The sequence below is a fragment of the Streptomyces poriferorum genome, assembly GCF_019399235.1.
Taxonomy (GTDB): domain Bacteria; phylum Actinomycetota; class Actinomycetes; order Streptomycetales; family Streptomycetaceae; genus Streptomyces; species Streptomyces poriferorum.
The window spans coordinates 1-22,929 of the sequence record NZ_JAELVH010000065.1; the positions used below are offsets into that span (position 1 = coordinate 1).

20 protein-coding genes are annotated in these 22,929 nt (G+C 71.5%); 9 read left to right on the top strand and 11 right to left on the bottom strand.

Features of this window, described 5'->3' with window-relative positions:
• On the bottom strand, positions 1 to 211 hold a 211-nt coding region (locus JGS39_RS14235), incomplete at its 3' end, for a LacI family DNA-binding transcriptional regulator (RefSeq protein ID WP_219569360.1).
• 493 nt (positions 212 to 704) lie between these two features.
• On the opposite strand from JGS39_RS14235, the gene JGS39_RS14240 reads away from it, so the two are divergent.
• Positions 705 to 2,093: a cellulase family glycosylhydrolase gene (locus JGS39_RS14240; protein WP_219569362.1), complete on the top strand. Its 1,389-nt coding sequence runs from the start codon at positions 705 to 707 to the stop codon at positions 2,091 to 2,093.
• A gap of 68 nt (positions 2,094 to 2,161) precedes the next feature.
• Complete coding sequence (locus JGS39_RS14245) at positions 2,162 to 3,067, top strand: helix-turn-helix domain-containing protein (RefSeq protein WP_236065734.1); 906 nt, start codon at positions 2,162 to 2,164, stop codon at positions 3,065 to 3,067.
• Here JGS39_RS14245 and JGS39_RS14250 read toward each other — a convergent pair.
• The gene (locus tag JGS39_RS14250) at positions 3,013 to 3,873 is read right to left on the bottom strand and encodes a methyltransferase domain-containing protein (protein ID WP_219569363.1); all 861 of its coding nucleotides are present in this window, start codon (positions 3,871 to 3,873) and stop codon (positions 3,013 to 3,015) included. The two genes, JGS39_RS14245 and JGS39_RS14250, sit on opposite strands and share 55 nt — an antisense overlap.
• A 28-nt stretch (positions 3,874 to 3,901) precedes the next feature.
• Between JGS39_RS14250 and pdxR the strand changes: the two genes are divergently transcribed.
• A complete protein-coding gene (gene pdxR / locus JGS39_RS14255; RefSeq protein ID WP_219569365.1) occupies positions 3,902 to 5,410 on the top strand; it encodes a MocR-like pyridoxine biosynthesis transcription factor PdxR in 1,509 nt (502 codons plus the stop codon).
• 8 nt (positions 5,411 to 5,418) lie between these two features.
• On the opposite strand, the gene JGS39_RS14260 is transcribed toward pdxR, so the two are convergent.
• The 7 genes from JGS39_RS14260 to JGS39_RS14290 all read right to left on the bottom strand — a co-directional run bounded on the left by JGS39_RS14260 (position 5,419) and on the right by JGS39_RS14290 (position 12,539).
• A complete protein-coding gene (locus JGS39_RS14260) occupies positions 5,419 to 6,345 on the bottom strand; it encodes an MBL fold metallo-hydrolase (protein WP_306084242.1) in 927 nt (308 codons plus the stop codon).
• 81 nt (positions 6,346 to 6,426) lie between these two features.
• A complete protein-coding gene (locus JGS39_RS14265; protein ID WP_219569369.1) occupies positions 6,427 to 7,410 on the bottom strand; it encodes a fumarylacetoacetate hydrolase family protein in 984 nt (327 codons plus the stop codon).
• A 73-nt stretch (positions 7,411 to 7,483) separates the two neighbouring features.
• Positions 7,484 to 8,416 carry a VOC family protein gene (locus tag JGS39_RS14270; RefSeq protein ID WP_219569371.1) on the bottom strand — a complete coding sequence of 311 codons (933 nt, stop codon included), beginning with the start codon at positions 8,414 to 8,416 and terminating at the stop codon, positions 7,484 to 7,486.
• A gap of 4 nt (positions 8,417 to 8,420) precedes the next feature.
• Positions 8,421 to 9,419, bottom strand: a complete 999-nt coding sequence (locus JGS39_RS14275; protein WP_219569373.1) for an amidohydrolase family protein — start codon at positions 9,417 to 9,419, stop codon at positions 8,421 to 8,423.
• Positions 9,416 to 10,558, bottom strand: a complete 1,143-nt coding sequence (locus tag JGS39_RS14280; RefSeq protein WP_219569374.1) for an FAD-dependent oxidoreductase — start codon at positions 10,556 to 10,558, stop codon at positions 9,416 to 9,418. The genes JGS39_RS14275 and JGS39_RS14280 overlap by 4 nt, the downstream gene beginning before the upstream one ends.
• 23 nt (positions 10,559 to 10,581) lie before the next feature.
• Entirely contained in the window at positions 10,582 to 11,544 is a 963-nt protein-coding gene (locus JGS39_RS14285) for a cyclase family protein (RefSeq protein ID WP_219569376.1), read from the bottom strand.
• Positions 11,541 to 12,539, bottom strand: coding sequence for a fumarylacetoacetate hydrolase family protein (locus JGS39_RS14290; RefSeq protein ID WP_219569378.1), 999 nt, complete (start codon positions 12,537 to 12,539; stop codon positions 11,541 to 11,543). The genes JGS39_RS14285 and JGS39_RS14290 overlap by 4 nt, the downstream gene beginning before the upstream one ends.
• Positions 12,540 to 12,808: 269 nt before the next feature.
• Here JGS39_RS14290 and JGS39_RS14295 point away from each other — a divergent pair, with 269 nt between their 5' ends.
• The 3 genes from JGS39_RS14295 (at position 12,809) to JGS39_RS14305 (ending at position 16,290) form a co-directional block, all read left to right on the top strand.
• Positions 12,809 to 14,074 carry a TerD family protein gene (locus tag JGS39_RS14295; protein WP_219569380.1) on the top strand — a complete coding sequence of 422 codons (1,266 nt, stop codon included), beginning with the start codon at positions 12,809 to 12,811 and terminating at the stop codon, positions 14,072 to 14,074.
• Between the two features lie 96 nt (positions 14,075 to 14,170).
• Positions 14,171 to 14,815 (top strand): TetR/AcrR family transcriptional regulator, encoded by a 645-nt coding sequence (locus JGS39_RS14300; protein WP_219569382.1) that lies wholly within the window; start codon positions 14,171 to 14,173, stop codon positions 14,813 to 14,815.
• Positions 14,816 to 14,865: 50 nt separating this feature from the next.
• Positions 14,866 to 16,290 (top strand): MFS transporter, encoded by a 1,425-nt coding sequence (locus JGS39_RS14305; protein ID WP_219569403.1) that lies wholly within the window; start codon positions 14,866 to 14,868, stop codon positions 16,288 to 16,290.
• Positions 16,291 to 16,367: 77 nt separating this feature from the next.
• Here JGS39_RS14305 and JGS39_RS14310 read toward each other — a convergent pair whose 3' ends face one another.
• Entirely contained in the window at positions 16,368 to 16,943 is a 576-nt protein-coding gene (locus JGS39_RS14310) for a GNAT family N-acetyltransferase (protein ID WP_219569383.1), read from the bottom strand.
• A gap of 444 nt (positions 16,944 to 17,387) precedes the next feature.
• Here JGS39_RS14310 and JGS39_RS14315 point away from each other — a divergent pair, with 444 nt between their 5' ends.
• Positions 17,388 to 19,202 carry an ABC transporter ATP-binding protein gene (locus JGS39_RS14315; protein ID WP_219569384.1) on the top strand — a complete coding sequence of 605 codons (1,815 nt, stop codon included), beginning with the start codon at positions 17,388 to 17,390 and terminating at the stop codon, positions 19,200 to 19,202.
• A gap of 67 nt (positions 19,203 to 19,269) precedes the next feature.
• Here JGS39_RS14315 and JGS39_RS14320 read toward each other — a convergent pair whose 3' ends face one another.
• Complete coding sequence (locus JGS39_RS14320; RefSeq protein ID WP_219569386.1) at positions 19,270 to 20,253, bottom strand: helix-turn-helix domain-containing protein; 984 nt, start codon at positions 20,251 to 20,253, stop codon at positions 19,270 to 19,272.
• 191 nt (positions 20,254 to 20,444) lie between these two features.
• Between JGS39_RS14320 and JGS39_RS14325 the strand changes: the two genes are divergently transcribed.
• A complete protein-coding gene (locus JGS39_RS14325; RefSeq protein ID WP_219569387.1) occupies positions 20,445 to 21,857 on the top strand; it encodes an aminopeptidase P family protein in 1,413 nt (470 codons plus the stop codon).
• Positions 21,858 to 21,939: 82 nt separating this feature from the next.
• On the top strand, positions 21,940 to 22,896 hold the full coding sequence (locus JGS39_RS14330; protein WP_219569389.1) for a GlxA family transcriptional regulator: 957 nt from the start codon (positions 21,940 to 21,942) through the stop codon (positions 22,894 to 22,896).
• Positions 22,897 to 22,929 lie beyond the last annotated feature (33 nt).

The following is a 22,929-nucleotide window of genomic DNA, read 5'->3' on the forward strand; positions in this document are numbered from 1 at the left end:
TCCCCAACCTGGCCGCGCGCTCACTGGCGGGCCGGCGCGCGGCCAGGTTGGGGACGTAGTCCAGTTCCTCGATGGCGCGTTGCACGGCGCGGCGTGTCGACGCCTTGACGCCCGACGCGTTGTTGATCACCCGGGAGACCGTGCCCCGCCCCACTCCGGCAAGCGCGGCCACTTCCTCCAGCGTCGGTGTGCCGGAACCTCGCTTCAGCATGCTCCCACCCCCAAGAGATCCGATCTTACGGCCCGGCGGGTGTCCGGCCCGGAAAACGGCGGAGAAGAGGCGGACCGCGCAACGATGCCGGGAAGGCGGGGACTTGTGAGGAAGCGCTGCTGGAGTCCGTGACCGCGCCACGGCCGCAGACGCCCGGCGCGTCCCCGCCGGAGCGGTCCGCGTCACTGCCGGGCCGGCGATCGTGGGTCGGGCTCCGCCGCCCCCGAACGCGGCAACGGTGGCGAATCCTGTCCAACGGCTTGACGGCGCGTCTCGCGTCCCCCGAGATTGGGAGCGCTCCCAACTCCGTTGCGTCCCACCGGACTCGGCGTCATGGAGCGATCGGGCCTGCGGGACGACCGCGCGACGACGACTGGCCGACCCGGCCCATGTCGAGGCCGCTTCCATCCACCAGCGGGACCGGCGTTCCGCGGCCGACGCCCTTCGGGAGCGCTCCCGTCCCGCCGATTCCCTTCGTACGAGGAGGACTGCTGTGAAACGCCTTCTGGCTCTACTGGCGACCTGCGCGACGATCCTGGGCCTCACGGCCCTGTACGGCCCCCAGGCGGTGGCTGCCGCCGGATGCAAGGTCGACTACACGGTCACCAGCCAGTGGCAGGGCGGCTTCCAGGCCGGTGTGAAGATCACCAACCTGGGTGCGCCGGTCTCCGGCTGGACGCTCGACATCGCCATGCCGGACGCCGGGCAGAAGCTCGTCCAGGGGTGGAACGCCACCTGGTCGCAGTCCGGTTCCACGGTCACCGCCGTCGGCGTCGACTGGAACCGCGCGCTGAACACGGGAGCGGCGGCCGAGGTGGGTCTGGTGGGTTCCTTCACGGGTGCCAACCCGAAGCCGACGGCGTTCAGGCTCAACGGCGTCGCCTGCACCGGCTCCGTCGGCGGGACCCCGTCGCCCGACCCCGACCCCGAGCCGGGTGACGACGGCACCCCCGTGGGCATCAACGGACAGGTCCACGTCTGCGGCGTCCACCTGTGCAATCAGTACGACCGTCCCGTGCAGCTGCGGGGGATGAGCACGCACGGCATCCAGTGGTTCAGCCAGTGCTACAACAACGCGTCCGTGGACGCGCTGGCGAACGACTGGAAGGCGGACCTGCTGCGCGTCGCGATGTATGTGCAGGAGGACGGTTACGAGACCGACCCCGCGGGATTCACCAGCCGTGTGAACGGCCTCGTCGACATGGCCGAAGCGCGGGGCATGTACGCGCTGATCGACTTCCACACCCTGACGCCGGGCGACCCGAACTACAACCTCGACCGCGCCAAGACGTTCTTCGCCTCCGTCGCGGCCCGCAACGCCGGCAAGAAGAACGTGATCTACGAGATCGCCAACGAGCCCAACGGCGTGAGCTGGACGGCCATCAAGAACTATGCCGAACAGGTCATCCCGGTGATCCGTGCCGCCGACCCGGACGCCGTCGTCATCGTCGGTACCCGCGGCTGGTCGTCCCTGGGTGTTTCGGACGGGTCCAGTGAGAGCGAGGTCGTCAGCAACCCCGTCAACGCCACCAACATCATGTACGCGTTCCACTTCTACGCCGCGAGCCACAAGGACTCCTACCGTTCCGCAGTGAGCCGGGCGTCCTCCCGACTTCCCCTCTTCGTGACCGAGTTCGGAACGGTGAGTGCCACCGGTGGCGGGGCGCTGGACCGGGCGAGCAGCACGGCCTGGCTGGACCTGCTCGACCAGCTCAAGATCGGCTACGCGAACTGGACCTACTCGGACGCCCCCGAGAGCAGCGCTGCGCTCCAGCCCGGTACCTGCGACGGCAGTGACTACAGCAGCAGTGGTGTGCTGACCGAGTCGGGGACGCTGCTCAAGAGCAGGATCAGCACCCCGGACAACTTCCCCACCAGCTGACTCCGGCGGGGCTCCGGCCGTGCCGGAGCCCCGCCCGTGGCTGCCCCCGTCCGCGTAGCATTCGGGCCATGACGCCGACCGGGAGCGGAGGCGGCGACCCGGCCGCCTGGGATGTCGCACGTCCCCGGCGGCCGGGTCGGGTCGCCGGGGCCGACATGGCCGGCTTCGGTGTCCCCGGCCGGCTGGCGGGCGGCCTGCGGGTGGTCCCGCACCCGGCCGTGATGCTGGTCCTCGAGGTCGGTGCGTGCCGGGCCGTCGTGGACGACGGCGCGGGACGGCGGCACCGGGGGAGTGTCGTCGCCGGGCCGTGGGGCTCGCAGGTGGAGTGCGTGCAGGTGCGCCTGTCGCCGGTGGTCGCACGCGCGGTACTGGGCGTGTCCCCCGTTGACGTGGCCGGTGGGATGGCCGTCCTCGACGACCTGTGGGGACGGGACGCGGCAAGGGTTCGTGAGCAGTTGGGCGAAGCCTCCTCGTGGGAGGAGCGCTTCGCGCTGACGGACGCGTTGCTCGCCCGACGGTGCGACGTGAGGTCGTCGGTGGATCCCGAAGTGGCCCGGGCCTGGGACCGGATCGTCGCCTGCCGCGGTCTCGTCCGGATCGGCGCGCTGGCGGAGGAGCTCGGATGGAGCCGCAAGCGGCTGTGGTCGCGGTTCCACGCGCAGATCGGCATGCCGCCCAAGCGCGCCGCCCAGCTGGTCCGGTTCGACCATGCCGCCCACCGGCTGGTCGCGGGTGAAGGCGCGGCCCGAGTCGCCTCGGAAGGCGGCTACTTCGACCAGTCACATCTGCATCGGGATGTCATGGCCTTCACCGGACTCACACCGGCGACCGTGGCCGGCGAGCCGTTCCTGACCATTGACGACACCGCGTGGCCGGCCCCGGAACGAACGCCGAATCGTGGCCCGGTGTCCCGGCCCGGTCAGTTTCCGGCCGGGGGCGGCGGATTCACGGCGACGCCTTTGAAGAACGTGTAGTGGAACGTTCCGTCGTCCTCGGCGGTGCGGCACAGGTCGGCGATCCCCTGCTCCCACTCGGCCGTGGTGGTGAGGGAGGCGGCCAGCGCCTTGTCACGAACGGACGCGACCATGGCGATGAAGGTATTGCGGGTGAAGCCTTCGACCAGGGCGGGCAGGGTCCCGTCGGCATAGACCGTGAGCGGCCGGACCGCGACCTCGTCGTATCCGGCGCCGGCCAGCAGCGGCTGGACCTGCCGGCCGAGCTGCGCGTCGCCTCCGGCCGCCGCCTGAAGACGAACCTGGCAGTTGATCGCGGCGCGGGCGAACGCGCTGTCGGGGTGGAAGAACGCCGACCCGTGGTCCCCCTCGATCACGGTGATGGTGCCCCCGGGCCGCAGCACACGCCGCAGTCCGGTCAGCGCCCCACGGGGATCCGGCAGATGTTCCAGGACGAAGCACACGAAGACGTGGTCGAACTCCGCGTCCGCGAAGGGCAGGTCGTACACGTCGGCGTTGCGCCATTCCACCCGCGCGTGGGGCGCGGACCCCGCGACGCGGGTGCGGGCGCGCGCGAGGGACTCCTCGGACCGGTCGACCGCGACGATGTGCGCCCGGGGGCTCGACCGGAGCAGATGGACGGTCTGGGCGCCGATCCCGCATCCGAGCTCCAGGACCCGGCTGCCCGCTGGGTAGGCCGTGCCGGAGTGCAGCAACTGGGCCAGGGTGTCCGCCTGGTCGCCCAACCGCCGTCCCTCACGCGGCGAGTAGCCATGCACGTAGTCGCCCGCCGGGACAGGGGCGGGAGGGGGCGTAGCTGTGTTCATGGCCCCACTCTGTTGCCACAATGGTCCGATGAACAGATCCAATGAGGGTGCTCCGGGCAGGTCCATAACACCTGGGGCCGACTTCCTTCATCTGGCCATCGACGAGGCTCCGGGGGGCGGGAAGGCCGACTGGCTGGCCCGGCAGATCCGGCGCGCGCTGGCCGACGGCCGCCTGCCGGTGGGCAGCAGGCTGCCGGCCACCCGGGTCCTGGCCGTGGAACTGGGCGTATCGCGCGGCGTGGTCACCGAGGCTTACCAACGCCTGGTCGAGGACGGGCACTTGGCCGGACGAGGACGGAACGGAACGATCGTGGTCGGTGCCCCCACGCCGGTGACGAGGGCGGCCGGGTCCGCCACACCGGCCGGCCCGCCGTCACCGCGTTCCGTGTTCACCTCGGCGCCCGGCACCGAGATATTTGACACGATGCGCAGGGCCCGGGCCCGCATCGACCTCTCCCCGGGACTCCCCGACCTCGCCGCGTTCCCGCGAGCGGCGTGGCTGCGTACCGAACGCCGCGTCCTCGACCACCTCGCGGCATCCGGCCTCGGCTACGGAGACCCACGCGGTACGCCGGCACTCCGTCTGGCCATCGCGCACTGGATCGCCCGGAACCGCGGTATCAGGGCGGACCCCGACGAGGTCCTCATCGTCGCGGGCACCGCCCAGACGCTCACGCTCCTCGGACGGGTGCTGCGCGACGAGGGCGTCTGCGCGATAGCCGTGGAGGACCCCGGCTCCCTCGGAGCCCGTCAGCATCTGCACAACTGCCGGCTGGACACCCCGCCCGTCGCCGTCGACTCCGAAGGCGTACGCGTCGATGAGCTGCGCGCCACGGGTGCGGCGGCCGTACTCCTCACGCCCGCCCACCAGTTCCCCACCGGCGTGGTCCTCCGGGGCAGCCGGCGCAGCGAACTGACGCGCTGGGCCCGCGAAGACGGTGGACTGATCATCGAGGACGACTACGATGCCGAGCACCGCTACGACCGGACCCCGGTGCCCGCACTGCGGTCCGTGCTCCCCGAGCACGTCTTCTACGCCGGAAGCGTCTCGAAGCTCCTCGCACCGGCCCTGCGCATCGGATGGGTCCTCGCACCGCCGAAGTACCGCGACGCGCTGGTGGACGCCAAACGGTTCGCCGACCTCGGCAACGCGGCCCTGCCGCAACTCGTACTGGCCCGGTTCATGGAATCAGGTGCGATGGAACGCCAGCTGCGCCACCTGCGCAGGCACCACCGCCGCCGCCGGGACGCCATGATCGAAGCCATCGGTGCCCACCTGCCGGGCGCGACCGTGCACGGCGCCGCGGCCGGTCTGCACCTGACCATCACCTTCGACGCCGAGTTCGCCGACACGGAGCTCGCGGCCATGGCGCTGGCCCGTGACGTCAAGGTGCACCCCTTGTCCTGGCACAGCCAGCGGCCCCACCGCCCGGGACTGGTCCTGGGCTACGCCGCGAGCACACCCGCGGACATCGCCGAAGGAGTGGCGGTACTCGGCGAAGTACTGCGGCACGGTGGTGCCCGCCCCGGAGTGTGACGCCCGCGTCACAGGGGCCAGGGGTCGGCCCGGCGGCCCAGCACGGGCAGGGCCAGGGCGACCCCCTCGGATGCGGCTTTCCGGGTCAGGAAGTCCATGGTGGCCGTGAAGTCGTCGAGGAAGGCACGGAACGGCCGCAGAGGGCGGTCCAGCGGGCGGAAGAAGTCGTCCCAGTGGACGGGGACGACGCGCCGGGCGCCCGTGGCCGTGACCAGCCGGGCCCAGTACTCCTCCCGGAACGCCTCGTCCTGCCTGCCGAGCGCGCCGACCCCCAGGTACACGGTGTCGGCGCCGTACCCGTCGAGGGCGCCGGGAAGGCTGTGCGCGCTGGCATGGACGAGGAGTCGGCGTCCGCCGTGCCGGACGTGCAGGGTGTAGCAGTCGCCCGTCCGGTAGTCCGTGGCGCGGACCGGGAGCCGCAACGGCCGGTCGATCCGGCCGGGTGCGAGGTCGCCCGGGCTGTGCCGGGCGGGCAGGGCCGTGAGTGTGAGGCGCCCGATGGTGAACGGCTCGCCGGTGACGACCGGTTGGAAGCGGTCGTCCGGAAATCCCTGCCCGAGCGCGATGTTGCGGGTGGACGGGGAGCCGATGAGCCGGGCGCCCGTCGTGGCGGCCACCTCGGGCGCGTCCAGGGCGTGGTCGTAGTGCGAGTGGACGACGAACACGGCGTCGAGACGGGCGGTTCCGGCCAGCCGCAGGCCGGCATCGATGCGGGCGCGGTCCGGTCGCAGACGGCCGAAGCGCATGCGCAGGAGGCCGGGGCGGCTGAAGAACCCGTCGGTGAGGACGGCGGAGTCGCCGTCGTCGAGCAGGATCGTGGACACGCCGAGGAACACGGTGCGCAGGGCGCCCGGCCCGGGCGGAGCCGGTGACTCGTACAGGTGCTCCCACGGGGCGAGGCGGGGCGCCCGCAGGCCCCGCAGGACGGCGCTCACGCGCGGTCCGCGGCGATCGGTGCCGGTGTCCATGCCTCGCCTCGCTCAGGTGACCTGTCATCCGGCCCGGGTGTCATGACGTCAGTATCCACCTCCCGGCCGTTCCCGGCCCCGGCGCCGGCCTGCCGGCAAGGGGTGGGGGGCCGTCCCGGGGGCGACGGTGCTGGTGAGCGTGGAGAGGCCCTCGACGGTCAGGCTGACGGTGTCGCCCGGCCGCAGGGGAGGCGGCGTCCGCTCGCCGCGCAGGCCCCAGAGTTCCGCGAGGCAGCCGCCGTTGCCGCAGGTCCCCGACCCGAGGACATCGCCCGGCACGACACGGGTGCCGCGGGACGCGTAGGCGGTCATCTCCTCGAACGTCCAGCTCATGTTGGACAGCAGGTCGGTGCCGACCGTCACACCGTTGATCTCCGCGGTGAGCGCCAGCCGCAGGAACCCGTCCACGTCCCGGAACGGCTCCAGTTCGTCGGCGGTGACCAGGTAGGGGCCCAGGGTGGTAGCGGTGTCCTTGCCCTTGCAGGGACCGAGGCCGACCTTCATCTCCGCCGACTGCAGGTCGCGTGCGGACCAGTCGTTGAAGACCGTGTACCCGACGATGTGGTCGCGGGCCTGCTCCGGGGTGAGGTCACGGCCCTCGCGGCCGATGACGGCGCCGACCTCCAGTTCGAAGTCCAGGACCGCCGAGCCGGGTGGCATCGGCACGTCCTGGCCGGGGCCGTAGACCGCGTGCGGGTTGGTGAAGTAGAACGTCGGCGCCGCGTACCACTGCTCGGGCACGCCCGCCACGCCGTCGACGGACCGGCGAACCCCCTCCACGTGTTCCTCGAACGTGACGAAGTCCCGTATGGAGGAAGGCTGGAGAGGCGGAAGCAGACGCACCTGCGACACCTGCGGACCGGCCGGCGCGTCGAGTGCCGCCGCACCCGCGGCGAGCAGTCCGGGAAGGCCGTCGGTCTCCCGGAGCAGCGCGGTGAGCGAGGAGACGCCCGGCAGCGGGAAGAGGGTGCCGTCCTGCTCCACGACGGCCACTCGGTGGCGGTGCTGATGCTCGTAGGAGGCGAAACGCATGACATGGCTCCTGGAAGGCAGGGGGCGGCGTGCGCGGGGTTCCCGCGCACGCCGCCACCGGGGATGGCGTGGATCAGACGGGCGGGGCGACGAACACACCGCGGTCGGGGTCGTTGAACGACTCCTTGGCGACGATCTCGTTCATCGCGTTGGCCGTGCCCCACTGGTCGGTGACCTCGGGCTGCGAGAAGTCGTAGACGTGCGGGTGCCAGGTGTCCTCGTCGAGGTTCTCCAACTCCGTCGTGTACTCCACGGTGTTGCCGTGCGGGTCGAGGAAGTACGTGAAGGTGTTGTCGCCCGCCAGGTGCCGGCCCGGGCCCCAGATCTTCTTGAAGCCGGCCCGCATGACCCGGCCGGAGCCGCGCATGTACTCGTCGATGCCGCGCATCTCGAAGGAGACGTGGTGCAGGGCGGTGTGCGGACCCTGGGCGATGGCCATCGAGTGGTGCTGGTTGCTGATCCGCATGAAATGCATGACCTCGCCCATGTGCGGGGAACTGAGCGTGTCGGAGAGCGCGAAGCCGAGGTGGCGCTCGTACCACTCCCGAGTGCGGTTCAGGTCCGGGGAGTTGAGGACGACGTGGGACAGCTTGACCGGGATGGCCTCCTTCTCCTCGATCTTCCTGTGCTGCCGGACGTCGACATCGGCGGAGACCTCGATGGTGCGCCCGTCGACGTCGAAGAAGCGGAAGCCGTACCCACCGCCCGGGGTGTCCACCTTCCCGGGCCGGCTGATGAGTTCCACACCGCCGGCCAGCAGCCGCTCGGCGAGCGTGTCCACGTCGGCCGGGTTCGCGGCGCCGTACGAGACGAGGTCGAGACGCTTCTCCTCGGCCCTGCGCAGCCGTACGACGTAACTCTCGGGCGAGCCCTCGGCGGCGAGGAACGAGATCCCGGAGTCCTCGGCGACCTTGGTCAGGCCCCACACCCCGGCGTAGAAGTCGAGCTGCTTTTCGTAGTCGGGTACGGCCAGGTCCACGTGGCGCAGATGAGTGAGCAGGCGCATGAGGTCAGTCCTTCCGGAGGAGGGCGGCGGCGTTGCCGCCCCGGACGGCGTGGAAATCGGAATCGGTGAGCCGTGCGGCGCGCAGTGCGCCGACCGGGTCCTCGCTGCCCATGTCGAACGGGAAGTCCGAGCCGAGCAGCACCCGGTCGGCCCCGGCGACGCGGACCAGCTCCCGCAACACGTGCGGGTCGTGGACGAGCGAGTCGAAGTACAGGCGCCTGAGGTAGCTGCTGGGCAGGTGGGCGCAGCCTGCTCCGGCGTCGGAGCGCGTGGACCAGGCGTGGTCGGAGCGGCCGATGTGGGTGGGCAGATAGCCGCCGCCGTGCGCCGCGATCACCTTCAGCCCCGGGTGGCGGTCGAGCACCCCCGAGAAGATGAGGTGGGAGAGCGCGACCGCGTTCTCCGTGGGCTGGCCGACGGTGTTGGACAGGTACCACCGGTCCAGGCGCTCGTCGAGCGTGCACCCGAAGGGATGCAGGAACAGCACCGCGCCGCTCTCCTCCGCCCGGGCCCACAGCGGTTCGTACGCCGGGTCGGACAGCTCGCGCCCCGGTGCGTGACTGGAGATTTCCACACCGAGCAGCCCGTGTCCCAGGGCGTCGTCGAGGGCTTCGACGGCCTGCTCCGGGTGCTGGAGCGGTACGAGCCCCAGCCCGCTCAGCCGGTCCGGAGCCGCAGCGCAGTGTGCCGCGGTGGCCTCGTTGGCCAGCCGCCAGACCTTCTCCGCGGTCTGCTCGTCGCTCCAGTAGTGGTAGTGCGACGGGGACGGGCTGACCAGTTGTACATCGACACCCTGCCGGTCCATCGCCGCGAGGCGTACGGCGACGTCCGTCATCGCCGGGATGCGTGCGCGGACCATCGGCCCGTTCACGGCGAGGGCCTCGGCACCGTTGCGCCGGGCGTCGAGTTCCCTGGCTCCGGCCAGCCCGGGCAGACCGGCCACCAGGGCCTCGATCTCGGGGAGCAGGACGTGCGCGTGCACATCGATGGTGGGCACGGTCACGGCAGCTCCCGGAGCATCGTCATGGTGCGGCCCATCAGGCCGGGTACGTCGGCGTCGCGCACCCCGTCCAGCTGCCACTGCCCGATCTGCACGGACGCCTCGACCACCGGGCGGACCCGGGCGATCCGTCGCTCGTAGTACGCCTGGAACAGCGTGTCGTCCCAGGTGTCCGAGCCGGTCAGCGCCTGGGCGAGGACCCACGCGTCCTCCAGCGACAGGGCGGCGCCCTGGGCGAGCGTGGGCGGGCAGCAGTGCGCCGCGTCGCCGATGAGCACGACCCGGCCGCGATGCCAGGACCCCTCCACCAGCATCCGGTCGAACCAGGTGTAGTTGACGTCGGCCGGGTCGGTGATGTGCCGGGTGATCTCCGGCCAGAAGCCGCCGTAGGAGGAGGCCAGCCGGCGCATCTCGTCCGCGTACGACTCCGGCGGGATCGAGGCACGGTCGCGGTTGGCCTCGACGACGTAGGCGTACAAAGTGCTGTCGCTGGTGGGGCAGTATCCGGCGATGTACGCCGATCCGCCGTAGGCGAGGTCGGTGCGGGTCACGCCGGCGGGGCGGGGGGCGGCGATCCGCCAGATGGCCATGCCGGTCGGCTCGGGCTTCGCCGTGATGCCGAGCGAGGCGCGCGTGGTCGAGCCCAGCCCGTCCGCGGCGATCACCAGGTCGTACCGGCCGTCGGAACCGTCACTGAAGCGGACGCGGACACCGTCGGCGTCCTGGTCCAGGATCTCGGCGGTGATACCCAGGCGGACGGACGCGCCGCTCGTGCGCACGGCCTCGATCAGGATGCGCTGGAGCTGCGGCCGCTGCATGCCGACGGTGGCGGGGAGGTCGTCGCCGCCGCTGCGGATGTCGTCCTGGACATGGAGCACGGTGCCGTCGGGTGCGGTGATGCCGACCGATCCGAAGCCGTAGCCGGACGCCTCGACCTGCTCCCAGACGCCCAGCTCGCGCAGCACCCGCAGGGCGTTGCCCTGGAGGGTGATGCCCGATCCGGCGGTGGCGTTCCAGTCGTCCCTGGCCTCGATCAGGTGCACCTCGACACCGGCGCGGCGCAGCAGGAGCGTGACGGCGTTTCCGGCCGCGCCGCCCCCGATCACGAGGACCCTGCGGTCCTCGTTGCGGGCTTCAATCATGGGGAACTCCCTTGTTCCTGAGGCTACTTGACGGCGATCGGGTTGACGGGCGATCCGACTGCGCCGGTGATGGGGAGAGGGGCGGCGGTGAGCCAGAACGCGTACACGCCGTCGGCCGCGCAGTCCTCGGCGAGCGCGTCCAGGTCCCACATCTCGCCGATCAGCAGCCCCATGTTGGGGATGGCGACCTGGTGCAGGGGCTGGAAGGCGTGCTCGAACTCGTTGGGCCGGACCTCGAAGCCCCAGGTGTCGGTGGCGACGGCGGCGATCTCGCTGCCGTGCAGCCAGCCGGCGGTGGTGAACGAAAGCCCGGGTGCCGGACCGCCGGCGTACTCGCCCCAGCCCTCGCGGCGGGCCCGGCTGAGCTGCCCGGTGCGCACCAGGACGATGTCACCCCGGCCGACGGCGACACCTTGGGCCTCGGCGGTCGCGGTCAGGTGTTCCCCGGTGATCGCGAAACCGTCGGGCAGCTCGCCGCCGTCCCCGATGACACGGCCCACGTCCAGCAGCACGCCGCGCCCGGCGACGTGCGGGGCCATGTGCTCGATGCCGGTGACCAGGTCTCCCTCGGAGGTGACGACCTTGTCGGCCGGCCTGCCGTTCCACGCCTTGCCGTGGTCGAAGATGTGGCCGAGCCCGTCCCATTGCGTGGAGCACTGCAACGGCATCGCGATGACGTCGTCGGCACCCCCCAGGCCGTGCGGGAAGCCCTGGAGCCCGAGGGCCGCGTCGGTGCCGGTGTCGAGCATGGTGTGCACCGGGTTGGTGCGCCGGCGCCAGCCCTTCTGCGGCCCGTCCATGTCGAACCGCTGGGAGAGGGAGAAACTGGCGCCCCGCCGCACGAGTGCCGCGCCTTCGCGGCGCTTGGCCTCGTCGAGGAAGTTGAGGGTGCCCAGTACGTCATCCTCGCCCCAACGCCCCCAGTTGGAGTACGCCTTCGCGGCCCGGGCGATCGAGGCCTCGGGGTCATGGCGGTCGAAGGTCACGAGGCGTCCTCCGCGACACAGCGTGTGCGCTGGGCGCCGAGACCCGTGACGGAACCGTCCATGACGTCCCCGTCGCGCAGCAGCCGGCCCCAGTGCATGCCGTTGCCGGCCGGGGAACCGGTCAGGACCAGGTCGCCGGGCAGCAGCCGGGCGCTCTGCGAGGCGTATGACACCATGCGTGCCACGTCGAAGATCATGTCCTCGGTGGACTCGTCCTGCATGGTCTCGCCGTTCAGCTTCAGCACGAGGCGCAGGTCACCGGGGTCGGCGACCGACGCGGCGGGCACGATCCAGGGGCCGAGCGGGGTGAAGCCGGGCGCGTTCTTGCTGCGCAGCCAGTCCGTACCGATCTGCGGCATGTCGCGGCGGAAGACGGTGGCGCGGTCGGTCAGGTCGTTGGCGATCGTGTATCCGGCGACGTACTCCAGCGCCTCCTCCTCGGACACCTGGTGGGCGGCGCGGCCGATGACCACCGCCACCTCCAGTTCCCAGTCGGGCTTCTCGGCCCATGAGGGAAGAGTGACGTCGTCGTACGGGCCCGTGATCGCGCTCGGCAGGCCGATGAAGACGTACGGAAGGTCCTCGGCCGCCCGGCGGTCCATGATCTCCGCGGCCTCGGCGCGCCGCTCCTGTTCGGACCGGCCGTCGGCCGGGTCGCCGTGCGCGACATGCAGGTCGATGACGTGCTGACGGTAGTTGGCGCCGGACTGGAACACCTGACGCGGCTCGACCGGTGCGTGCACCCGGAAGTCCTCCAACGGCCTGAGCCCGGAGCCCTGGTCGGCCAGCGCGGCCAGTCGGGGTGCGGCGGTGTCCCAGATGTCCAGCAGGCCGCGGACGGTAAGGCGCGGGTCGCCGAAGGCCGCGCGCAGGTCGAGTACCCGGGCGGCCGCCGTGACGAGCGCGGGGAATCGCACTCCGTCCGGTTCCGACAGCGTGGCGATGGCGAACGGTCCGGCGAACAGCGCGGACGCGGATTCAGGTTTCACGAACATGTCCTCCTGATTGCGATGCGACCAATCTGTCCCAGCAGGCCACGATCAGGGAAATCGATTCTGTGGATGATTGGCATCCATAGTGTTTATAGTCGCCGTCCGCATTCGCCTGTGTGAGACGGACAGCCTCGGTCGGCCCCGGCCGGCCCCGGGTCCTGTGCGGGATCACAACTTCCCTCGGAACAGAGGTAATTCCGGACTTCGAGGCTGGGGCGGGGCCGAAGTTTCGTACGCTGCGGAAGTCGGACAGGTCACGGAGGGGGACTCCCATGTCGTTGCGCAAGGGTGCCAACACGCCGGTGCAGAGTGCCCGTGTGAGGGTGGAGTTCGGGTGGCGCCAAGGCCCCGGCGTTCCTGATGTGGACGTGTCGGCTCTCCTGCTGACGGCAGCCGGCAAGGTGCGCTCCGACGACGACTTCGTGTTCTACAACCAGCCCGTTCACCCCAGCGGAGCCGTCCGCCATGAAGGAAGGCGCCAGGACGGTGGCGGTGCGGTCGAGACGATCGACGTCGCCCTCTCGGCGGTGGAGCAGGACATCGGGACCGTCGTGGTCGCCGCATCCACGGAGGGTACGTTCGGCCAGGTGCCCGGACTGTTCGTGCGCGTGCTCGACGCGGTGAGCGGTGCCGAGACGGCGCGGTTCGACGCCACGGACGCCACGACGGAGACCGCGTTCGTGCTCGGGGAGCTGTACCGGCGCAACGGCGCGTGGAAGTTCCGGGCGGTGGGCCAGGGGTACGACTCCGGCCTGGCGGGGCTCGCTACCGATTTCGGGATCAGCGTCGACGAGCCCGCGCCGCCTGTGCCTTCGCCGGTGTCGCTGCCGCGGCCCGCCGCACCCGCACCACTTGCTTCGCCTTCACCTCCTCCGCCGGTGTCCGTCCCCGCCCAGCCCGTGAGTCTCTCGAAGATCACACTGACGAAGACGGCGCCTTCGGTGTCGTTGACCAAGCAGGGGGCGACCTCGGGAGGGATGCGGGTCAACCTCTCGTGGAGCGCTCGCCGGCCACCGCGCGGCTGGATGAGGAAGGGCGAGGAGGCGGTCCGGCTGGAGGACGTCGACCTGGACCTCTCCTGTCTGTGGGAGCTCCGGAACGGGGCGACGGGGATCGTCCACCCCATCAACAACCAGTTCGGCTCGTTCGAGCAGCCGCCGTACGTCCAACTCGACCAGGACGACCGGACGGGCACGAGCGACACCGGCGAGAACCTGATGATCAACCTTGATCACGCCGCCGAGATCAAGCGTCTTCTGGTGTTCGTGGTCATCTACGCCGGGGCGTCGAGCTTCGCGGGGCTGCACGGCGTCGCCACGTTGTATCCGCCCGTCGGCCCGCCGATCGAGATGCTCCTCGACGAATGTACCGTTCCTTCCCAGGTGGCCGCGATCGCGCTGATCGAGAACAACGGCGGGGAGCTGATCGTCCGTCGGGAGGCGAAGTACCTGTTGCCGCCGCCCGGCATCTTCAAGCAGCAGGCCGCGGATCTCGAGTACGGCTGGGGGCTGACGTGGCAGGGGGCGAGCAAGGACTGACCGGGCCGCGCCCCACCGCATCGTCGGGGGCGTTCCGGGCCGGTTCGGCAGTCCGGAGTAGACAGTGTCTATCGTGCGCTGGTAGACACTGTCTACATGGAACCTGAGAGCTCTCTGCGGGAACGGCTGATCGACGTCGGCGTGGACGTCGTCATGACCGACGGACCCGCTTCCCTGGGGCTGCGCGAGATCGCCCGCCGCGCGGGGGTCTCCCACGGGGCGCCACGCCGGTACTTCCCTACGCACCACGCCCTGCTCTCGGCGATCGCGCGACGGGGCTTCGCGGACCTCGCCTCCCGGTTCGAGGCGGCAGCGGACGAGGATGCGCCGCCGCGGGACCGGCTGCGGACGCTCGCACGGACCTATCTCCGCTACGCCTCGGAACACCGCGGCATGTTCGAGCTGATGTTCCGTCATGACCTGCTGGACAGCGAGACGCAGCACTCGGACCTGCCCCCGCTGCGCGAGTCGACCCTGCCGCTGTTCTCGCACCTCGTCGAGCTGGTGGCGCGCCACGCGGCGGAGCGCACGACGGCCGGGCCCGCCGCGCCTCCCGCCGTCGCCGCGGCTGCCCTGTGGACCAATCTGCACGGCGTCGCCCAGTTGGGGGCCTGGGGCAGTCTGCAACTCGCCCTGAACGCCGCTTCCCCGGGTGCCGCTCCCGATGACGGCCCGGTCGACCCGCTCGACCGGCTCCTCATGGTGGTGCTCGACGCCCATCTCGGTCCGGTGAACGCGTGACGGGGGCCGGACGACCGCGCATCGCGCTGCTGGCCGCCGTGGCCGGAGCGATGATCGTCGCGCTGGACGGCACCGTGCTGCTCGTGGCGCAGCCCGACCTGCAACGTGATCTCGGGGCGACCGTGGCACAGGTGCAGTGGACCAGCACCGGCTACCTCCTGGCCGTCGCCGCGTTCCTCGTCATCGCGGGGCGCCTGGGGGACAGGTACGGCCACCAGCGCCTCCTGTTCGTAGGCGTCCTCGGCTTCGGCGCGGCGTCGGCGGGCATCGCCTTCGCACCGGGACCGGGCTGGGTGATCGTCCTGCGCATCGCACAAGGCGTGTTCGGGGCACTCCTGCAACCGGCCACGCTCGCCCTGCTGAGGCTCGTGTACCCGCCCGGCCGGCTCGGCGCGGCGGTCGCCCTTCGGACCAGCGCGATCGGGGTGGCGGCGGGGACCGGCCCACTGCTCGGGGGCTTCCTCGTCGCGCATCTGGGCTGGCGGGCCGTGTTCCTGGTCAACGTCCCCGTCGCGCTCACCATCGCCGCGCTCACCCTGGCGGTGCGGGTGCCGGCGATGCCACGGGCCCGAAGCGGGAGGACCGACCTCGTCACCGCGGCGCTCTTCGCAGCGGTTCTCGCCGTGCTGGTCCACAGCCTGGCCGGAGTTCCGGAGCGCGGATGGGCAGCGCCGCGGACTCTCCTCGGACTTGTTCTCGTCGTGTGTCTCGCGGCGGGGCTCGTCATGCGTGAACGCCGCAGCGCAGAGCCCTTCGTGCCGCCTGCCGTGGCGCGGTCGGTGCCGGTGGTCGCCTCGATGGCGATCCTGCTGGTCACCTCGGGCGGAATGTTCGGCGCGCTGTTCGTGTCCACCTTCGTCCTGCAGAACAGCCTCGGGCTCGACCCGCTCACCACCGGCCTGCGGGTGCTTCCGCTGACCGTGCTGATGGTCCTCGGCGCGCCTGCCGCCCACGCGATGCTCCGCCGGTACGGCGCCCGGCGCGCCGCGATCACAGGGCAGGTTCTTGTCGTTCTGGCCATCGTGGGCCTGTCCGCGCTCGGCCCGGCCGGTCCATGGATGATGTGGAGTGCGACGTTCGCCGTGCTCGGTGCCGGCTTCGCCGTCGTGATGGTCACCGCCACCGGGACCGTCGTCGGCGATGCGCCCCCGGGCTACGCGGGGGTCGTCGGCGGACTCAAGCAGACCGCCATGAACGTCGGCCCGACGCTCGGCATCGCCGTGGCGGCCGGCACGATGCCGCTGCATCCGTCCGCCGACGTGCTCCCCGGCGCGGGGCTGTCCGCATCCGGTCCCGTCATGGGCACGGCCCTGCTGGTCCTGGCCGCTCTCGCCGCGCTCGGCCTGCTGCCGGCGTCGCTGCTGCCCTCGCGGCCGGGCCGCGACGCCGGACGAGAGGGACGACGGACTCTGCGACGGAGCCGGGCGCACCCCGAGGGTGCGGCGGTGTCCGGTGCCGGTCGACGGAGGCCGTGACCAGCAGTCTCCGGCGTCGGCAGCCGCGGGACGTGGCGCGGGCCGAAGGCCCGGAATGCCGTGCCCACCGCCGCTGGTCAATCCTGTTGGCGGAGGTCCAGCATGCAGAGGACCTTGTCGTAGCGGAGTTCGCCGACGGCGACGAAGCCCGGCAGGCGGCCGTATTCGGTGAAGCCCAGCGAGCGGTAGAGGCGCAGGGCACCGGTGTTGTCGCCACGGGCATCCAGCGTGAGGACCTCGATGCCCGCCTCCCGGGCGTCAGCGATCAAGGCAGTGGTCAGCGCCCGACCGACGCCACAGCCATGGACAGCGGCATCGACCGCGATCTTCTCCAGGTCGGCGTGGGGCCGGTGGGTCGGCCGGACGTAGCGGAGCCAGTACCCCAGACCGACAAGCCGACCGCCGAGATAAGCGGCACGCAGGGCCGCATCACCGGCCCGAGCGGCGGAGATGACGTGGCCGAGAAGTTCCGCCACCTCATCCCGCGAGGGAGGGGCGACCCAGCCGAGCGCGGCACCTCCACCGACCAGGTCCGCCAGGATCCGGTGGGAGGACTCCGCGAACCGGACCTCCAGCTCCGGATCGGAAGTCAGCGCCAAGGCGTCAAGGACGACGGGTTCTGGGATCGCACCGCTGGTCGTGGCCGGATTCATGACCGGCAGCCTAACCAGCCCGGGGCCGGCAGAGTCCTCCGGCTCGGGCCTCGGCGGCGACCGTCGTCCCGGCCCCGGTGCCGGCTCGGGCCCCGGCCGTGGCCCTGGCCGTCGTCCCGGCGGCACCCGCGCCATCCTCGGATTCGCTCGGCGGGCCCAAGGGGCGGCCGTCGTACGGGAGTCCGAAACCGGAGCGAGGAGTCATCGGTTGATCGCAGGCCGGGGAAAAACGCTTGGACTCGGCCCGCGCAGAGGCGGGACACTGAAGCCCCTCGCCCGCCCCTTTCTCGTACTCACTCCGGCACACCGCCGCGCGCCGTGTGCCGCAGGACCACCCCGGCGAGGGCACTCCACTCGAAACCGAAGCTCCGCGCGGCCGGTGGGGCAAGCGCCTCCTCCCGCAGCAGAACGTGGCGGGCGGCCGCACGACCACACAAGGTTGTTATGGGATCGCCTGAATCGCACGAAGCGCCGGGCAGGGGCTCCGTGCTCCTCGCACTTCGTTACTACGGAAGGGAACTGACCCGCCGAAAACGGCTGACCTTACCCGCGATGCTGATGCCCGCACTGGGCAACATCGGCATCAGCTACGTCGCGCCGCTCGTCGTCGCGAAGCTCGTCGGTCACCTCGCCGGTGACGGAGACGACGACATCGGCTCGATGCTCCCCTACGTTCTCGCCTTCGCCGGCGTGCTGCTGCTCGCGGAGATCTGCTGGCGCGTCGGAGTGCACTTCCTCAACCGCCTCGACGCCCTCGGCATCGAGCACCTGTACGTGCAGGGCATGGACGAGCTCTACGCCAAGGACACCGCGTTCTTCCACGACAACTTCGCCGGGTCGCTGACCAAGCGGGTCCTGAGCTTCGCCTCCCGCTTCGAGGAGTTCGTCGACACGCTGACGTTCTCCGTCGTGGGCAGCTTCGTGCCGCTGATCTTCGGATCGGTGGTGCTGTGGCGCTACGAACCACTCCTCGTCGTCGTCCTGTTGACGATGATCGCCGTCACGGCGCTGTGCGCGGCCCCTCTCATCCGCCGCCGTCAGGCCCTCGTCGGAAAGCGCGAGGAGGCCATCGCCCGGGTGTCCGGACACGTGGCCGACAGCCTGATGAACATGGACACCGTCCGGGCCTTCGCCGCCGAGGAGCGGGAGGCCGCCGAGCACCGCTCCCGCGTCGCGGAGTCGCGGCGGCTCACCCTGCGTTCCTGGGACTACGGAAACCTCCGCATCGACACGCTGGTCGCGCCGATGTCCGTGCTCACCAACGCCTTGGGCCTGCTGCTCGCCGTCGCCCTCAGCGGAGGCGGCAACGGAGTGGAGGCGGTGGTCGTCGCCTTCATGTACTACTCCAACGCGACCCGGATCATGTTCGAGTTCAACCAGATCTACCGCCGGCTGGAAAGCTCGATGACCGAGGCTGCGCAGTTCACCGAACTGCTGCTGACGCCGCCCGCCCTGCGTGACCCGGAGGCGCCGGAGCCACTGCGGCCCGGGGCGGCCGACGTCCGCTTCGAGCAGGTGACGTTCGCCCACGCGGGAGCGCCGCCGCTCTTCGAGTCCCTCGACCTGTCCGTACACAGCGGCTCGAAGATCGGCCTCGTCGGCCGGTCCGGCGGAGGCAAGACCACGCTCAGCCGGCTGCTGCTGCGGATGACGGACATCGACGACGGCCGGATCCTGATCGGCGGTCAGGACATCAGCAGAATGCGCCAGGCGGACCTGCGCAGCATGATCGCGTACGTGCCGCAGGACCCGGCGATGTTCCACCGCACGCTGCGGGACAACATCGCGTTCGCCCGGCCCGACGCCACCGACGCCGAGATCCGCCGCGCGGCCGAGGCCGCCCACGTCACCGAGTTCGCCGACGCGCTGCCCGAGGGATTCGGCACGATGGTGGGGGAGCGGGGCGTGAAGCTGTCCGGCGGACAGCGCCAGCGCGTCGCCCTGGCCCGGGCGATCCTGCGCGACGCGCCGATTCTGTTGCTCGACGAGGCGACGAGCGCCCTGGACTCGGAGAGCGAGATCCTCGTCCAGGAGGCACTGTGGCGGCTCATGGACGGGCGGACCGCGCTCGTGGTGGCACACCGCCTGAGTACGGTCGCCACCATGGACCGGCTCGTGGTCCTGGACCGCGGGCGGATCATCGAGCAGGGCACGCACCATGAACTGCTCGCGTCGGAGGGCGCCTACGCCAAGCTGTGGCAGCACCAGTCCGGCGGCTTCCTCGAAGACCCGGCCCAGCCGAAGGCCGGCCTGGTCTGATCGAGAACGGCCGCGGCCGGGGCCCGCACACGGGCCCCGGCCGTCCCCGCCGGATGGGCCGCCCCGCTCACAGCCACCCCGAGCGCTGTGCCTGCAACGCCATCTGGAACCGGTTCGCGGCACCCAGCCGCGCCATCAGGACCGACAGGCGGCGGAACAGCGTCCGGCGGCTGATGCCCAGCTCGCGGGCGATCACGTCGTCGCTCGCGCCGCCGGCGAGGAGCCACAGGAGCCGGCGGTCGGCGGGTGGCAGCCCACCCGGCCGGGTGGCCCGGCCGTGGAACGGCAGCGCGTTCTGCCAGGACTGCTCGAACAGCGCCACGAGCGCCGAGAGCAGCCCGCAGGGCTGCACGACCAGCATCGTGTTGTGCACGTCCGCCTCCTTGATCGACGACGACACGAGCGCGTACGCATCGTCGATGATCACGAGCTTGACCGGCACCGAAGCCAGAACCCTGGCCTGTTCCCCGGCCTTCACACACGGCTCGATGACGTCCTGCAGATACCCCGGATGCTCCAGTGACGCCCGCGAGTACACGACACGCTGCGTCACCCCGCGGGCGAGGGTGGCCAGCGCGTCGTCGGTCGCCCCGGGCAGCGGGAAGTACGGCGGTGACTCGAACTGCCGGATCTGGTCCCGGGCACTCGCCCAGGCCTGCCGGATCCTCGGGCCGACGGCGTCCCCGGTCACGACCTCGACGAGATGGTCGTTGTACGCGGCGAGCCGCTGCCGCCTGAACGAGTCGAACGCGCCCCCGACCGCGATGCGGGACTCCTCGACCTCGGCCGCGCGGTGCCGGGCCAGCACCTCGAGCCCCGCGGTGGGCGGCACCGGGGCCACCACGTCCTCGCCTTCCTCCGCGGCACTGGCCAGACCGGCGTCCACCAGCGCCGCGTACGCCGTGGCGGCCTCCGCACGGCCGAGGCCGGCCGCGGACCCGATCGCGTCCAGCGGGGCGGGGGCCAGTTCCAGCAACGCCAGATAGACCTCGCTCGCCGTCCGGTCGATGCCCAGAAGCCGAAGGGCCTCCCCGAGTCTCACGTTCGTCATACCCGCCATTATCGGCGCCTTCCGCCCGTGCCCTGGCCGATCTGTGCCAGTGGCGGGACTGTGCGCCGCGTGCCCGGTCTGCGGGATAGCGTCCGAGAGCCGCCGGCGGCAGCGAAGGCGAACGTCCGGAGGTCTCCCTTCGGCCCAGCCGCCGAGGAACCGTCCCGAAGAACCCGAAGAAGGAGCATGACGTGGCGAAAGGCCGAAAGAACGGTCTCTACTCAGGGATCTCCGAGGAACTGTCCGCCCTGATGCGCACCGGATGGGCCGACACCGAGCAGCACGACCTGCAGCCCGACGAGCAGGCCCCGCACGCCGCCCTCCGCCGCGCCGCGCTCTCCGCGCGCTTCCCCGGCGAACGCCTCGTGATCCCCTCGGGCAACCTCAAGGTCCGCTCCAACGACGACACGTACCCCTTCCGCCCGCACTCGGCGTACGTGCACATGACGGGAGACCGCGCCCGGGACGGCGCGCTCGTCCTCGAACCGCGCCCGGACGGCGGCCACGACGCCTACTGCTTCCAGCGGCCGCGGGACAGCAGGGACAACGACGAGTTCTGGACCGGCCCCACCGCGGAGCTCTGGATGGGCCGGCGCCGCTCCCTCGCCGAGTCGGAGCGCGTCCTCGGCCTGCCCTGCCGTGACGTCCGCACCGCGGCCCGCGACCTGGCGGCCGCGGCCGGTGTGCCGACCCGGATCGTGCGCGGTGTCGACCCGGCCCTGGAAGCCGCGGTCAGCACCGACGAGGAGCTCGACGCCGCCCTCGAAGAGGCACTCAGCGACCTGCGCCTCGTCAAGGACGACTGGGAGATCGGCGAACTCCGCAAGGCGGTGGACTCCACCGTGCGCGGGTTCACCGACGCCGTCGGCGAACTCTCCCGCGCGGTGGCCTCGTCCGAGCGGTGGATCGAGGGCACCTTCCTGCGCCGTGCACGCCTCGAGGGCAACGCTGTGGGCTACGGCACCATCTGTGCCGCGGGCGACCACGCCACGATCATGCACTGGACGGACAACGACGGCCCCGTGCGCCCGGGAGAACTGCTCCTGTTCGACGCCGGCGTGGAGACGCACACCCTCTACACCGCCGACGTCACCCGCACGCTCCCGATCAGCGGAACTTTCACGCCCGTGCAGCGCAAGGTCTACGACGCGGTGTACGAGGCCCAGGAAGCCGGCTTCGACGCCGTCAAGCCGGGCGCCGCGTACCGCGACTTCCACGACGCCGCCCAGCGACACCTCGCGGTCCGGCTGGTCGAGTGGGGCTTCATCGAGGGCCCGGCCGAGCGCGCCTTCGAGCTCGGCCTCCAGCGCCGCTTCACCATGGCAGGCACCGGGCACATGCTCGGCCTGGACGTGCACGACTGCGCCCAGGCCCGGCACGAGGAGTACGTCGGCGGCGTCCTGGAGCCGGGCATGGTGCTCACGGTCGAGCCCGGTCTGTACTTCCAGCCCGACGACCTCACCGTCCCCGAGGAGTGGCGCGGCATCGGCGTCCGGATCGAGGACGACCTCCTCGTGACCGAGGACGGCCACGAGAACCTGTCGGCGGGCCTGCCGCGCCCGGCCGGCGACGTCGAGGCGTGGATGGCCCGGTTCGCGGGCTGAGACCCGGCGCGAAGGACCCGGCCGCGCCGACGGGCCACAGCCTGTTCACCGGTGCGGCCGGGTCCCTCGTACCCTGTGTCCCGTGTCAGCCTCCCGTCTCCACCGCACCGCCGTCCTCGTCCTGGAGGGCGCGAAACCGCTCGATGTCGGGATCCCCGCGCAGGTGTTCACGACCCGCGCGAGCATGCCGTACGAGGTACGGGTGTGCGGCGCGGCGCCCGGGCTCGTGACCGGCGGCGACGGGCTGTCCTACCACGTCGCCGACGGTCTGGACGCGCTGGAGTGGGCCGACATCGTCTTCATCCCCGGCTACCGGTTTCCGGACCGGGACGACCCGCCGCAGCCCGTCGTCGACGCGCTCGTGGCCGCCCATGACCGGGGCGCACGGCTCGCGGCCATCTCGACGGGAGCCTTCGCCCTCGCCGCAACGGGCCTGCTCGACGGCAGGCGGGCGACGACACACTGGCACTACGCGCGGGCGCTCGCGGCGAAGCACCCCCTTGTCCAGGTCGACGAGAACGTGCTGTTCGTCGACGAGGGCACCGTCCTGACCTCGGCGGGCGCCGCATCCGGCATCGACCTGTGCCTGCACATCCTGCGCGGCGACCTCGGCGTGGCCGCGGCCAACCACGCGGCCCGGCGGCTGGTGGCGGCGCCCTACCGGAGCGGCGGCCAGGCGCAGTACGTGCCGCGCAGCGTGCCCGAGCCTCTCGGTGAACGGTTCGCCGCCACCCGCGAGTGGGCACTGCACCGCCTCGGCGAGCCGCTGACCCTCGACGCGCTCGCCCGGCACGCCGCGGTCTCGCCGCGTACGCTCTCGCGGCGCTTCGTCGAGGACACCGGGTACACCCCGATGCAGTGGGTCATGCGGGCCCGCATCGACGTGGCCCGCGAGCTGCTGGAGCGCTCCGAGCAGAGCATCGAGCAGATCGCCGCCGAGACCGGACTCGGAACGGGGACCAATCTGAGGCTCCACTTCCAGCGCATCCTGGGCACCACCCCGAGCGAGTACCGGCGCACCTTCGCCCGGGCCGAGTAGCCCGGCACCCGGTGGCGTGATCCTTTCGAACCG

Bases quoted from the DNA above. Each gene is read 5' to 3' on its own strand.
- JGS39_RS14245 (WP_236065734.1), top strand. From the start codon at position 2,162: ATGACGCCGACCGGGAGCGGAGGCGGCGACCCGGCCGCCTGGGATGTC.
- JGS39_RS14250 (WP_219569363.1), bottom strand. From the start codon at position 3,873: ATGAACACAGCTACGCCCCCTCCCGCCCCTGTCCCGGCGGGCGACTAC.
- pdxR (WP_219569365.1), top strand. From the start codon at position 3,902: ATGAACAGATCCAATGAGGGTGCTCCGGGCAGGTCCATAACACCTGGG.
- JGS39_RS14265 (WP_219569369.1), bottom strand. From the start codon at position 7,410: ATGCGTTTCGCCTCCTACGAGCATCAGCACCGCCACCGAGTGGCCGTC.
- JGS39_RS14270 (WP_219569371.1), bottom strand. From the start codon at position 8,416: ATGCGCCTGCTCACTCATCTGCGCCACGTGGACCTGGCCGTACCCGAC.
- JGS39_RS14280 (WP_219569374.1), bottom strand. From the start codon at position 10,558: ATGATTGAAGCCCGCAACGAGGACCGCAGGGTCCTCGTGATCGGGGGC.
- JGS39_RS14290 (WP_219569378.1), bottom strand. From the start codon at position 12,539: ATGTTCGTGAAACCTGAATCCGCGTCCGCGCTGTTCGCCGGACCGTTC.
- JGS39_RS14295 (WP_219569380.1), top strand. From the start codon at position 12,809: ATGTCGTTGCGCAAGGGTGCCAACACGCCGGTGCAGAGTGCCCGTGTG.
- JGS39_RS14300 (WP_219569382.1), top strand. From the start codon at position 14,171: ATGGAACCTGAGAGCTCTCTGCGGGAACGGCTGATCGACGTCGGCGTG.
- JGS39_RS14305 (WP_219569403.1), top strand. From the start codon at position 14,866: ATGATCGTCGCGCTGGACGGCACCGTGCTGCTCGTGGCGCAGCCCGAC.
- JGS39_RS14310 (WP_219569383.1), bottom strand. From the start codon at position 16,943: ATGAATCCGGCCACGACCAGCGGTGCGATCCCAGAACCCGTCGTCCTT.
- JGS39_RS14315 (WP_219569384.1), top strand. From the start codon at position 17,388: ATGGGATCGCCTGAATCGCACGAAGCGCCGGGCAGGGGCTCCGTGCTC.
- JGS39_RS14320 (WP_219569386.1), bottom strand. From the start codon at position 20,253: ATGACGAACGTGAGACTCGGGGAGGCCCTTCGGCTTCTGGGCATCGAC.